This is a genomic window from Micromonospora sp. NPDC049645, assembly GCF_040675155.1.
In the GTDB taxonomy this organism is placed as follows: Bacteria; Actinomycetota; Actinomycetes; order Mycobacteriales; family Micromonosporaceae; genus Micromonospora.
This window is the reverse complement of sequence record NZ_JBFAOI010000033.1, coordinates 1-12,869: the sequence shown is the minus strand read 5'-3', so window position 1 is coordinate 12,869 and position 12,869 is coordinate 1. Positions and strand designations below refer to the sequence as shown.

11 protein-coding genes are annotated in these 12,869 nt (G+C 70.2%); 5 read left to right on the top strand and 6 right to left on the bottom strand.

Features of this window, described 5'->3' with window-relative positions:
- The 3 genes from AB0J33_RS30985 to AB0J33_RS30975 all read right to left on the bottom strand — a co-directional run.
- The coding region (locus tag AB0J33_RS30985; protein WP_363618675.1) for a 4Fe-4S dicluster domain-containing protein at positions 1 to 524 on the bottom strand (524 nt) is incomplete at its 3' end.
- Positions 514 to 3,786, bottom strand: coding sequence for a formate dehydrogenase (fdh, locus tag AB0J33_RS30980; RefSeq protein ID WP_363618673.1), 3,273 nt, complete (start codon positions 3,784 to 3,786; stop codon positions 514 to 516). The genes fdh and AB0J33_RS30985, both read right to left, overlap by 11 nt.
- A gap of 411 nt (positions 3,787 to 4,197) precedes the next feature.
- Positions 4,198 to 4,758, bottom strand: coding sequence for a hypothetical protein (locus AB0J33_RS30975; RefSeq protein ID WP_363618671.1), 561 nt, complete (start codon positions 4,756 to 4,758; stop codon positions 4,198 to 4,200).
- 678 nt (positions 4,759 to 5,436) lie between these two features.
- Here AB0J33_RS30975 and AB0J33_RS30970 point away from each other — a divergent pair.
- Positions 5,437 to 5,778 (top strand): hypothetical protein, encoded by a 342-nt coding sequence (locus AB0J33_RS30970; RefSeq protein WP_363618669.1) that lies wholly within the window; start codon positions 5,437 to 5,439, stop codon positions 5,776 to 5,778.
- Positions 5,775 to 6,434 (top strand): nucleotidyl transferase AbiEii/AbiGii toxin family protein, encoded by a 660-nt coding sequence (locus tag AB0J33_RS30965; protein ID WP_363618667.1) that lies wholly within the window; start codon positions 5,775 to 5,777, stop codon positions 6,432 to 6,434. Before AB0J33_RS30970 ends, AB0J33_RS30965 begins: the two co-directional genes overlap by 4 nt.
- Before the next feature lie 77 nt (positions 6,435 to 6,511).
- Here the strand turns inward: AB0J33_RS30965 and AB0J33_RS30960 are convergent, their stop codons facing one another.
- Positions 6,512 to 7,414 carry an SDR family oxidoreductase gene (locus AB0J33_RS30960; protein ID WP_363618665.1) on the bottom strand — a complete coding sequence of 301 codons (903 nt, stop codon included), beginning with the start codon at positions 7,412 to 7,414 and terminating at the stop codon, positions 6,512 to 6,514.
- 184 nt (positions 7,415 to 7,598) lie between these two features.
- Between AB0J33_RS30960 and AB0J33_RS30955 the strand changes: the two genes are divergently transcribed.
- The gene (locus tag AB0J33_RS30955; RefSeq protein ID WP_363618663.1) at positions 7,599 to 9,389 is read left to right on the top strand and encodes a 5'-nucleotidase C-terminal domain-containing protein; all 1,791 of its coding nucleotides are present in this window, start codon (positions 7,599 to 7,601) and stop codon (positions 9,387 to 9,389) included.
- A gap of 54 nt (positions 9,390 to 9,443) precedes the next feature.
- Here AB0J33_RS30955 and AB0J33_RS30950 read toward each other — a convergent pair whose 3' ends face one another.
- Both AB0J33_RS30950 and AB0J33_RS30945 read right to left on the bottom strand, forming a co-directional pair.
- A complete protein-coding gene (locus tag AB0J33_RS30950) occupies positions 9,444 to 9,617 on the bottom strand; it encodes a hypothetical protein (RefSeq protein ID WP_363618661.1) in 174 nt (57 codons plus the stop codon).
- An 82-nt stretch (positions 9,618 to 9,699) separates the two neighbouring features.
- Positions 9,700 to 10,860, bottom strand: coding sequence for a geranylgeranyl reductase family protein (locus tag AB0J33_RS30945; RefSeq protein ID WP_363618659.1), 1,161 nt, complete (start codon positions 10,858 to 10,860; stop codon positions 9,700 to 9,702).
- A gap of 146 nt (positions 10,861 to 11,006) precedes the next feature.
- Here AB0J33_RS30945 and AB0J33_RS30940 point away from each other — a divergent pair, with 146 nt between their 5' ends.
- On the top strand, positions 11,007 to 11,243 hold the full coding sequence (locus tag AB0J33_RS30940) for a hypothetical protein (RefSeq protein ID WP_030491902.1): 237 nt from the start codon (positions 11,007 to 11,009) through the stop codon (positions 11,241 to 11,243).
- A gap of 85 nt (positions 11,244 to 11,328) precedes the next feature.
- Entirely contained in the window at positions 11,329 to 12,765 is a 1,437-nt protein-coding gene (locus AB0J33_RS30935; RefSeq protein WP_363618657.1) for an MFS transporter, read from the top strand.
- Positions 12,766 to 12,869 lie beyond the last annotated feature (104 nt).

Genomic DNA, 12,869 nt, shown 5'->3' with positions numbered 1-12,869 from the left:
TCCTCCTGCACCACCACCGTGCCGAACTCCGTCCGGAACAACGACCCCGTCGGACACACGTCCAGACACGCCGCATGGGTGCAGTGCTTACAGACGTCCGACATCATCAACCACCGGAAATCCGTGCGCCCCTCGACGCCCGTGCCCCGCCCCGGCGGCTGCGCCCCCGGCATGCCCAGGAACTGCGGTCCCGCGTCGACCGGCCGGTCGGGGCCGGCGTCGACCGGCGCGCCGAGGACGTCCGCCGGCGCGGCGCGGTGCCCGGCCGGGCGGGGCTGCTCGATGAACGCGACGTGTCGCCACGAGTTCGCGGTCAACGCGCCGGTGTTGTCGTACGACATGCCCAGCAGGTCCAGGGCGCTCTCCGGCACACCGTTCCACTCCTTGCAGGCGACCTCGCAGGCCTTGCAACCGATGCAGACGCTGGTGTCGGTGAAGAACCCCATCCGCGGCGGCGCGTTCTCGTAGCCCGCGTCCGGCGCCGGGTCCAACGGACCGTACAGGCTGTTCGGGTCAGGAAGCACCGTGCTCCTTTCCCTCATCGTCCGTGGTCACGGCCGGGGCGTGCCGGCCCGGGGTGATCCCGGCGCGCCGCTGGTAGTCGGCCACCAGGTCGAGCAACTCCGACCCGGTGGGGCGGCGGCCCGGCCGCACGTCGCAGGTGCCGACCTTGCTCTCCTGGATCAGGACGTTCGGGTCCAGGCTGATGCCGAACAGGTCGTTGGCCGAGTCGCCGGTCACCAGGCCCTCGAAACCGAAGTGGTACGGCAACCACACCTGGTGGATGATCCGACCGTCCACCCGCAACGGGGTGAGCCGGTCGGTGACCAGCACCCTCGCCTCGATCACCGCGCGACCGCTGACCAGGTGCGCCCAGCCCAGATGCGTCAGCCCGACCTCACCGGCCAGGTCCGGGGACACCTCGACGAACATCTCCGGTTGCAACTCCGCCAGCGGCGAGACGGTCCGGCTCATCCCACCGGCGGTGTGGTGCTCGGTGAGCCGGCTGACCGTGAACACGTACGGGAACACCTGAGCGTGCTGCTGCGGCGGGCTCGGGTTCACCGAATTCACCGGGTGCGCGTACATCTTGCGGGTTGGGTTGGCCTGCTGACCGTAGAGCGGGTTACGCACCGGAGACTCGACCGGCTCGTAATGCGTCGGCAGCGGCCCGTCCAGGACGCCGCTGGGCGCGTACAACCAGCCCTTGCCGTCGCCCTGCATGACGAACGGGTCGTCGCCGGCGATGCCCTCCGTCCCGGACGCGCCGGCTGGCGGCCGGTACGACGGCGGTTTGGTCCTCTCGAAGTCCGGCACGTCGTAACCGGTCCACTCACCCTTGTCCGCGTCCCACCACACGTAGCGCTTGCGCTCACTCCACGGGTTGCCGTCCGGGTCTGCGGAGGCACGGTTGTAGAGGATGCGCCGGTTCGCCGGCCACGCCCAACCCCACTCGGCCGCCACCCAGTCCTGCTCGTGCCGGGACTTACGCCGGGCGGCCTGGTTCACCCCGTCGGCGTACACCCCGCTGTAGATCCAGCAGCCGATCGCGGTGGAGCCATCCGCGCGGGCCTCGGCGAAACCGGACAGCGGGCGGCCGGTCGTCACGTCGTACCCGTTGATCTCGCGCAGCACCGCCTCGGCGCTCGGCTCCGCGTGCGGACCGTGCGTGGGGTAGTCCCAGGTGAGGTCGAGCAGCGCCCGGTCGCGCGGCAGCGGCGAATGGGCCAGCTTCTCCCGCAGTTTTCGGCCCAGGTGGTAGAAGAACCACAGCTCGGAGCGGGCGTCGCCCGGCGGCTCGACCGCCTTCTCCCGCCACTGCAACAACCGCTGCGTCTGGGTGAAGGTGCCCTCCTTCTCCACATGCGACGCCGCGGGCAGGAAGAACACCTCGGTACGGCACTCCTGCGGCACGATCTCACCGGTGGCGACCTCGGGCCCGTTCTGCCAGAACGTCGCACTTTCGATCATGAAGAGGTCCCGGACGACCAACCAGTCCAGGTTGGCCATGCCGAGCCGCTGGGCCCGACCGTGCGCCGAGCCGACCGCGGGGTTCTGCCCGAGCAGGAAATACCCTCGGATCTTCCCGTCGATCATGTTCAGCACCTGCTGGTAGGTGCCGTGATCACCGGTCAGCCGGGGTAGATAGCCGTAACAGAAGTCGTTCTCCGGCGTCGCCGCGTCACCCCAGTACGCCTTGAGCAGGCTGGCGGCGAACGACCGCGCGTTGCCCCAGAACCCCTTCTGCCCCGGGTGCCGGATGCTGTCCACCCACTCGTCGAATGTCGGGTGCTCCGCGTGGTGCGGCATCGGCAGATAACCCGGCAGCAGGTTGAACAACGTCGGAATGTCGGTCGAGCCCTGGATGCTGGCGTGCCCACGCAGCGCCATCACCCCACCACCGGGGCGACCCATGTTGCCCAGCAGCAGCTGGATGATCGCCCCGGTGCGGATGTACTGCACCCCCACGCTGTGCTGCGTCCAACCCACCGAGTAGATCAGCATGCCGGTGCGGTCGCGGCCGGAGTTCTCCGTCCACGCCTGCGCCAACTCCAGGAACTTCTCCTGCGGGATACCGCAGACCCGCTCCACCATCTCCGGCGTGTAACGGGCGAAGTGTCGCTTCAGGATCTGGTAGACGCAACGCGGATGCTGGAGCGTCTCGTCGCGTCGGGTCTGCCCGCCCACCGGCGCGCCGTGCGACTCGTGCGTCAACCCCGCTGCGCTGTCCCGCTCCTGGGCGGTGTGCCCACTGCCCGACGAACCCTCGTGCCCCTCGTACTGCCAGCTGTCCTGCACGTACGCGCCGGTCTCCGGGTCGAAGCCCGAGAAGAAGCCGTCGCCGTCCTCGGTGTCGCTGAACTCCTCGCTCACGATGGTCGCCGCGTTGGTGTACGACAGCACGTACTCCCGGAAGTCCAACTCGTTGTCGAGGATGTAGCGGATCACCCCGCCGAGCAACGCGATGTCGGTGCCCGCCCGGATCGGCAGGTACGAGTCAGCCACCGCGCTCGTGCGGGTGAACCGTGGGTCGACGTGGAAGACCTTCGCGCCCTTGCGCTTGGCCTCCATCACCCACTGGAAACCCACCGGGTGCGCCTCAGCCATGTTCGAACCCTGGATGACGATCACGTCAGCGTTGGCGATGTCCTGCTGGAAGTCCGTCGCACCGCCACGACCGAAGCTGGCCCCCAGACCGGGGACGGTGGCGGAGTGTCAAATACGGGCCTGGTTCTCGATCTGGAGCGCCCCCATCGCGGTGAACAACTTCTTGATGAGGTAGTTCTCCTCGTTGTCCAGCGTCGCCCCACCCAGGCTGGAGATGCCCAGCGTCCGGTTGAGCGGCCGACCCTGCGTGTCGACGTCCTCCCAGGTCTGCTCGCGGGCGGCGAGGATCCGGTCGGCGATCATGTCGAGCGCGGTGTCGAGCTCCAGGTCCTCCCACTGCGTCGAGTACGGCCGGCGGTAGCGGACCGTCGTCTGCCGCAGCGGGCTGGTGACCAGGCTCTTGCTGGCCGCGCCCTTCGGACACAGCCGACCCCGCGAGATCGGACTGTCCGGGTCACCCTCGATCTGACTGACCCGCCCGTCCTTCACGAACACCCGCTGACCACAACCAACGGCGCAGTACGGGCACACCGAACGAGCCACGCCATCGGCGTCCTCGGTCCGGGCGGTCAACGCTGCCGAACGGGCGGACTGCGCCGCCGCGCCACGGCCCAGCGGGTCCGTGCCGGTGAGCTGGCGATAGACCGGCCAGCCCTCGATGAAGGTCCGTAGACCCAACCCCGACACCCCCTCCCACGCGAGCGACCCTCTGAACATAGGTCAACTGAGGCAGGTTCGCGAACCGGGAAACGCAGACAGCGCCGCCCCCGGCCGGTGGGCCGGGGGCGGCGCTGACGTCGGTGTGCAGGTCGCCTCTCGGCGAGTGGCACGACGCGGCTCCAGCCGAACGGTATTCCGCGAGGGCAATTTGGGTGAGGCCCGGGGACACTGAGTCACACCGACACTGTCCACAACCAGCCCGCCCCCGAGGTTGTTCCCACACCCCACCGCGCCCGTCCGCGATCGCACCGCGGCTTGGGTCATGCGCCCCGCGAGCACGAACATGCCACTGGCCGGCACCCCGGGTTGCGGGTGCCGGCCAGCGGTCGGTTGTGGTGCTGTGCCCGTGCCGTGTTGTGGTGCTGTGGGTCAGCTGTTCCAGTGCTGGGCGACCAGGTCGGTGGCCTGCTGCTCCCACTGGGCGTAGGCGTCCGGGTACGCCGAGACCTGCACGGTCTGGGCGGCGTCGGTCAGGGGCATGTCCTGCCACCCGTCGACCTGCTTCAGGCCCTTGAGGAACGCGGTGGTCGAGTAGGCCGGGTCGGTGATCTGCTCCGGCGTACCCCAACCCGAGCTCGGGCGCTGCTGGAACAGGCCCAGCGAGTCGTGGTCGTTCATGTCGCCGAGGTGGCCCAGGTTCTCCAGCTTCGACTCCTGCAGACTCGTCGCGATCGAGATGACCGCGGCCCGCTCCGGGAGACCGGCCTTCTTGGTGGCGGCGATGATCGCCTTGGCGTTGGCGGTCTGCTCGTCGTTCAAGCTGATGTGGGACTGGTCGCCCTGCGGCTTCGGGGCCGCCGACTGCACGGCCACGGCGACCGGCTTGGCATCCACCGGGTTGGCGTGGGCGGCGATCGGGCCGGCGAAGACACCACCGGCGAACGCGAGACCGGCAACGGACAGCATGCTCTTACGGAAGATCGTGTTCATGGGGGTAGCTCCTTCGGGGGTAGAACACCCGCACTCCAACCGGGGGGATGGCAGTAACGGGTGTGAGCACCTCGTCCGGCGCTGCACATAAAAAGGGGAAAGTCTTAGGGGGTGACGCCCTGTCGGGCGTCGGGGTCGGCAGCCGGGTGAGCGGGGGGCTCGTGGCGCCGGGTCCCTGTGTAACGACCGGCGGACCGGGGTCATTCCGGGGCCGCCCATCCATCGGGGCGCTACCTGCGGTCGATCGTGGGGACACGTAACGACCGGGCGTTGGCCGGCATTCCCAAGTGCGCGACAGCCCTTCGCGGCGGGCCGGTGGTCCTGCGATCGTCAGGGTATGTAACGCCCCCGCCCCGGCCAGGATTCCAGCCCACGGGTGCGCCCGGTCACCACCCACAGACCCCAGTCACGGACAAACCACCCACCCCGCGCCCAGCCTAGGGCGTCAATCCGCCCCCGGCCCGCCGTGATCGACTCGGGTTCACAGAAGTCGGGGCATCCCGGACGACCGGACACCGCGACATCATGAAATTCGAGTCGATCACGACGTGCCGACCGCACCACCCTCGCGCGAAACGGACAAACCTCCAGGGGATGACGACCAGGGCGGCGCGTCTTGACCAACGCGTCGGGATCGACCTGAGCGACACCGGCTCCGGTGGGCGTTACCCTGACACCATGCAGGCCGTCTCCCCCACCGCGACCGGCGTGGCTTTCCTGGCCCGCCCGGGTCGCCCCGCCGTGGTGGCGCGGACGCTCGCCGAGTTGACCGGCCCCACCCGAGGGGTGGTGGAGTTGCCGGTGCGGCTGATGTGGAACGCCGAGCGCACCTTCGATCTCGGCGACCCCGACCAGCTGCTCTGGATGTACGAAAACGTGCTTCGCGAGACCACCCGGGCCGAGGATCTGCGCGCGCTGATCAACGGGCGGACGCTGCGCCGGGTGTGGCGACTGCTCAACCTGCCCCGGGGCGTACGCCAGGCGTGGGAGAGCCGGCACCGCGGCCTGCGCGCGGCGTGATCGAGCCTCATCTGCACGAGTTCTACCGGGAGGTGGCCCGGGTGGCGCTGTCCGCCGCCGGGCCGTACCGGTTCGTTCTGGGTGGCGGCGTGGCGTGGGCGGCGCACGGGCTGGTCGCCCGGCCGACGGAGGACGTCGACCTTTTCGCGGACGTGGAGGGTGCCGCGGCGGCAGCGTCCGCCGGGGTACGGGTTGCCCTGGAGCGGGCCGGGTTCGTCGTCAGCGACGCCGACCCGGACAGTGAGCTGGCCGAGCTGTTCGACGGGTACGAGCAGGACATGAAGGACTTCGTGGTGAGCCGCGACGGGCGGCAGATCCGGCTCAGCCTCGCCCGGTTGGACCGCCAGCAGAGCCCGGTGGTGATGGACCTCGGGCCAGTGATGGACGTCCGTGACCTGGTGGCCAACAAGATCGCGGCGTTGGTCAACCGGCGGGAGGTTCGCGACTTCATCGACGTGGCGGCGGTCCTCGACCACTACGACGTGACCGAACTGTTGGTGCTGGCACGGCAGGTCGACCCCGCACTGGATCCGGACGACGTGCGCGCCGCCGGCCGTTACCTGGACCGACTGTCCGACCGGCGCTTCGGCCGCTACGGCCTGGGCGCCGCCGACGTCGCCGAGGTCCGCCGACGCTTCGCCGCCTGGCCGCGCTGACCGCCGCAGCGAACCGCACGGCCCGGCCGCACGGGCGAACCGCACGGCCCGGCCGGATCAGCAAGCAGCGCGGTGGATCACTTGGTCGGTCGACCGCCCGTGACCCCCAGGATCTCGCCCGTCACGTAGCTGGATTCCTGCGAGGCGAAGAAGACGTACGCGGGCGCCAGCTCCGCCGGCTGACCGGGACGCCCCTCCGGGGTGTCGGTGCCGAACTGCTTCACCTTCTCCTGCGGCATGGTGGACGGGATCAGCGGCGTCCACACCGGGCCCGGCGCGACCGCGTTGACCCGGATGCCCTGATCGGCGAGGTCGGCGGCGAGGGCCTTGGTGAAGTTGGCGATGCCCGCCTTGGTGGTGGCGTAGTCCAGCAGCTGCGGCGACGGGTCGAATGCCTGGATCGACGACGTGTTGATGATCGCCGACCCCTCGGGCAGGTGGGGAATGGCGGCCTTGCAGAGCCAGAACATCGCGTACAGGTTCGTCTTGAAGACCCGGTCGAACTGCTCGGTGCTGATGCCCAGGATCCCCTTGTCCTGCGACATCTGGTACGCGGCGTTGTTCACCAGGACGTCGAGACCCCCCAGCTCGCGCACCGCCCGATCGACCAACTCCTGGCAGTGCGCCTCGTCGGTGATGTCACCACGCACGGCGACGCCCCGCCGGCCGGCGTCCTCGACCAACCGGATCGTCTCCCGGGCGTCGGCGTCCTCCTCCTCGCCGAGGTAGGAGATGAGCACGTCGGCGCCCTCCCGGGCGAAGGCGATCGCGATCGCCCGGCCGATCCCCGAGTCACCGCCGGTGATCAGCGCCCGCTTGCCGTCGAGCTTGCCGCTGCCCCGGTACGACTCCTCGCCGTGGTCCGGCTTCGGGGTCATCTCCCCGGTCGAGCCGGGCGCTGACTGCTGCTGTGCGGGCTGACCGGACTGCTGGCCGTACTGGCTGGTCGGGTCCTGCTGGGTGTGCTGGTCCTCGCTCACTGATATCTCCTCTGGCGCGCGGGAAGCGGCGCTCACCCGCGAATCTCGTCCCGAACCGCCCTACCCCAGGTCGGCTCATGGAAACCGCTGTACCGGTCGGGGCTGCCGTGGCGGGCGTGTCGGGTGCTGGTTATGGTGCGCAAGGCGCTCACGAGGCGCGTCCACCCCCATGGAAAGGCACGTCATGACCTCTCCCTCCGGCCCGTCGCGCCGCCAGGTGCTCGTCGCCGCGGCGGCCGCGGCGACCACCCCGCTGATCGCCGCCGCGCCCGCGCAGGCGGCCGGCGCGGCCCGCCCGCGCACCTGGGACCTCACCCTCCTGGGCACGTCGGACACGCACGGCAACGTCTACAACTGGGACTACTACCGCGACGCCGAGTACGACGACAGCAAGCAGAACGACATCGGCGTCGCGAAGCTGGCGACCCTGATCAACCAGATCCGTCGGGAGCGGCGCGGCAAGGCGACGCTGGTGCTCGACGCCGGCGACACGATCCAGGGCACGCCGTTGGCCACGTACTACGCCAAGCAGGAGCCCATCACCGCCACCGGGGAGAAGCACCCGATGGCACGGGCCATGAACGTCATCGACTACGACGCGGTTACTCTGGGCAACCACGAATTCAACTACGGTCTGCCGTTGCTGGACCTGTGGATCCGTCAGCTCGGTTTCCCGGCGCTCGCCGCGAACGCGGTCAACGCGAAGACCGGCAAGCCGGCCTTCCTGCCGTACGTCATCAAGAAGGTTTCTCTCGGCTTCGCCGCGCCGACCCTGCGGGTCGGCATCCTGGGGTTGACCAACCCCGGCGTGGCCATCTGGGACAGGGGCAACGTCGAGGGCAAGCTGCGCTTCGACGACATGATCGCGACCGCGGCGAAGTGGGTGCCGATCATGCGGGCTCGCGGCGCGGACCTCGTGCTGATCTCCGCGCACGGCGGTGACAGCGGCACCTCCAGCTACGGCCCGGAGCTTCCCAACGAGAACCCGGTGGCGCTGATCGCCCAGCAGGTGCCGGGGATCGACGCGATCCTCTTCGGTCACGCGCACAACGAGGTGGTCGAGCGGTTCGTCACCAACGAGCGCACCGGCGCGCAGGTGCTGCTCTCCGAGCCGTCGAAGTGGGGCCAGCGGCTCACCCGGATGGACTTCACCCTGGCCCGTGAGCGGGGCCGGTGGGCGATCACCAAGAAGGCCGCCACCATGCTGAACACCAACACGGTGGTCGAGGACCCGAAGGTGCTCGCCGCCGTACGGGCCCAGCACCAGAAGACCGTGGCGTACGTCAACCAGGTGGTCGCGACGTCCACGGTGGAGTTGTCGGCGGCGGAGTCGCGGTACAAGGACACGCCGATCCTGGACTTCATCAACCACGTGCAGACCGAGGTGGTCGGCGCGGCGCTGGCCGGCACCGCGTACGCGGACCTGCCGGTGCTGTCGATCGCGGCGCCGTTCAGCCGCACCGCCGTCTTCCCCGCCGGTGACGTGAAGATCCGGGACGTGGCCGGCCTGTACGTGTACGACAACACCCTTGAGGCGGTCGTGCTCAGCGGCGCCGAGGTGCGCGCGTACCTGGAGTATTCGGCGAAGTTCTTCCGCACCCTCGCGCCGGGCGCCCCGGTCGACCCGGAGCAGATCAGTGACCCGGCGGTGCCGGACTACAACTACGACGTCTTCTCCGGCGTGGACTACGACATCGACATCTCCCGGCCGGTGGGGCAGCGGATCACCCGCCTGGTGCTGGCCGGCACGGACACTCCGGTGGCCGACAGCGCCCAGTTCGTGGTGGCGGTGAACAACTACCGGCGCAGCGGCGGCGGTAACTTCCCCGGCATCGTGAAGACCCAGGTCTACAACGCGCAGCAGGAGATCCGTCAGCTGCTCATCGACTGGGCGCAGGCTCGGGGCACGATCGACCCGGCCGACTTCTTCCAGCCCAACTGGCGTCTCGTCCGCGAGGGCGTGCCGGTCTTCTGATCGCAGATCGTCGGCGGGTCGTGGGTGGCGACACCCGCGGCCCGTCGCGCGTTCTCAGCCCTGAACGTTCCAGCGGATCGGGTCCTCGGTCCTCTCCGCCCGGTCGCGCCCCGGATCGGTCTCGGTCAGAGCCACCCGGTCGTCGGGGCGGACGGCAGGCGGCAGTTCCCCGAAGCGCACGTGGCGAAGGAACGCGTACTCGTCGTCGGTGAACGGCTGCTCGGCCATTGGCGACTCCCCTCACTCCCCTGCGATTCTCCGGCGAGGGGGCCGTTCGCCGCCAGTAGCCGCGCACACCTCGTAAGGCGTCCTAGGATCCTGGGTGAATGGGGGTGGCTTGGTGCGGTGGATGGGACAACCGGTCGAGCACCGCGAGGGCTGCCCGGATGGGGCGACGCCGCAGCATCTCGTCGAAGCTGGCCCGCCCCTGGCAGAACTGGACGAACATCCGCCAGCCCGGCGGGGTCGCCAACAGGGCGTGGAACACGTCCGGGCGGCGGGTGAACACGTCGAGCAGCCGGAACCCCGCCCGCATCTCCGGCAGCAGACGCTCGGCGACCGCCCGCTCGTACCCGGCCAGATCCCCGTCCGCGACCGCCGCTCCCGCCAGCCCGCCGGAACGCAATGCGAAGCTGATGCCCTCGCGGCTCCACGGCTCCAGCAGCCCCGCCGCATCCCCCACGACCAGCACCCGGCCGGTGCGCAACGGTGAGTCCTCCGTACGGCAACGGGTCAGGTGCCCGGAGTCGTGCTCCGCCGGCAGCCCGGTCAGGCCCAACCGGTCGACGAACCGCCGCAGGTAGTCGCGGGTCCCCTCCCCCGCGCCCCGGCCAGCGATCACACCGACGGTCAGCCGGTCGCCCTTCGGGAAGACCCAGGCGTACGAGCCCGGCATCGCGCCCCAGTCCAGCAGCAGCCGACCCCGCCACCGCTCCTGCTCGGCGGGCGGCACCGGAATCTCCAACTCCAGACCCAGATCCACCTGCCGGTACCGGACCCCGACGTGCCGGGCGGTCACCCCCGATGAGCCGTCCGCCCCGATCACGGTGCGTGCCGCGATCGTCGTACCGTCGGCCAGCCGCAGGCGTACCCCCTCGGGGTCCTGCTCCATCGCGCGGACCGCGACCCGCTCGCGCAGCTGCGCCCCGGCGGCGACCGCCGCCTCGCGCAGCCGGTCGTCGAACTCCTCGCGGCGCACCATCGTCACCACCGGGCTGGCGTTGCGGCGGGTGAACTCCCGGCGGCCGTCGCGGGTGAACGTCACCCGGTCCACGCGGTCGTGGGCGGGCACCTCGATCCGATCCTGAACGGCCGCCAGGGAGGTGCCGATCAGGCCACCGCCGCAGGTCTTGTAGCGCGGGTGCGCGGCGCGCTCGACAACAAGGGTGGAGACGCCCGCACGGGCAGCAGCATGTGCCGCGGACAGCCCGGCCGGGCCAGCGCCGACGACGACGAGATCCCAAACGATCACGGAAGCAGCCTAGGGCACGACCCCGCCGCGACCGCCGGACCGGCTGTCGTGGCGACCGCCCGATCGGGTGCGCATCTTCGGGCACCGAGGGGGTAACCGGCGCACGGCAACCGCCGCCGCGACGGCGGACGAGCGAAGGAGGAACCATGCAGCAGGTGCAACTGTCGGAGGCCGAGCAACGGGTGTACCAGGCGGTCACCACACTCGAAGCACGCGGGCAGGTGCCCTACCCGGACCTGATCGCCGAGGAGTCCGGGCTGACCGAGGAGCAGGTGGGCAGTCCCCTGCACCTGCTCACCGAGAAGGGCCTGTTGCACCGCGAGGACTCACCGATGGCCGGCCTCGACTTCGGCCCCCGGTTCTGCGCCCGCCAGATGGCGTGAGTCGCGGAACCAACCGGCACGGTTCGCCCCCCGCAGACCCGGGTAGCGGTCAACCATGCATGACCGAGGGTCGACGGGGGGCGCGATGAGCACGGCCCAGCCGCCGCAGCCGGTGAGCGCGGCCGAGAACCGACGACGCTGGCAGGCGGTCGGCGTCGGACTCGTCGCCGCGTTCATGACGCTGCTCGACGTGAGCATCGTCAACGTCGCCGTGCCGTCCATCGACCGGGCGCTGCACGCGTCGCCGAGCGACCTGCAGTGGATCCTCTCCGGGTACGCGCTCACCTTCGGCCTCGCGCTCGTCCCCGCCGGCCGCTTCGGTGACGCCCGGGGCCGGCGCAACGCGTTCGTCTTCGGCATCGCGCTGTTCACCATCACCAGCGCGCTCGCCGGCCTCGCCACCTCCCCGACGTGGCTGGTCATCGCCCGACTGCTGCAGGGCGCCGCCGCCGGCATCGTCAACCCGCAGGTCATCGGGCTGATCCAACAGCTCTTCCGGGGGCCCGAACGGGCCCGCCCGTTCGGGTTGCTCGGCGCCACCATCGGCATCTCCACCGCCGTCGGGCCGCTGCTCGGCGGGCTGCTCATCGCCATCGGCGGCGAGGAACACGGCTGGCGGTGGGTGTTCTTCGTCAACGTGCCGGTCGGCGTCGTCGCGGTGATCCTCGGCTGGCGGCTGCTGCCCGGCCGCCCCACCGGTCAGCCCGGCTGGCGTCGACTCGACCCCGTCGGCGTCCTGCTGCTCGGCGTCGGGGTCGTCCTGGTGCTGCTGCCACTGGTGCAGGAGCAGCAGTGGCACACCCCGTGGAAATGGGCTCTCATCCCGGCCGGCCTGGCGGTGCTGGTCGCCTTCGGGCTCTGGGAGCGGCGGTACGCCCGCCAGAACCCACCCCTGTTCGACCTTCGACTGTTCGGCCTCCAGTCGTACACCCTGGGCGCGATCCTGGCACTCGTCTACTTCGGCGGCTTCACCGCGATCTTCTTCATCTACACCCTGTTCCTGCAGATGGGTCTCGGCTACAGCGCGCTCGTCTCCGGCCTCGCCATCACCCCGTTCGCCCTGGGTTCGGCGGCAGCCGCCGTACTCGGTGGTCGCATCGTCAACCGCTTCGGCCGGCCACTGGTCGCCATCGGCCTGCTCGCCGTGATCGTCGGACTGGCCGCGACGGTGATCGCGCTGCACCTCGCGCCGCACGCCCCAGCGCCCTGGGTCACCGCCGGCCCCCTGCTCGTCGCCGGCATCGGCAGTGGCCTGGTGATCGCTCCCAACCAGACGATCACCCTCTCCGAGGTGCCGGTAGGGCAGGCCGGCAGCGGCGCGGGCATGCTCCAGACCGGTCAACGGATCGGGGCCGCCGCCGGCATCGCCGCCGTCGGGTCGATGTTCTTCTCGTCCCTCGCCACCAGTCACGACTGGACCACTGCCTTCGAACGGTCCCTCACGCTGGCGACCGGCATCATCGTGCTCGCGCTGATCGCCGCGCTGATCGACATCTGGCGCAACCACAACCACAAGAACTGACCGGGGTACGCCGCTGGCCGGCACCCGGTGGTGGGTGCCGGCCAGCGGTCGGTGTCCTGCTGTTCTCGTGTGGGTCAGCTGTTCCAGTACTGGCCGACGAGGTC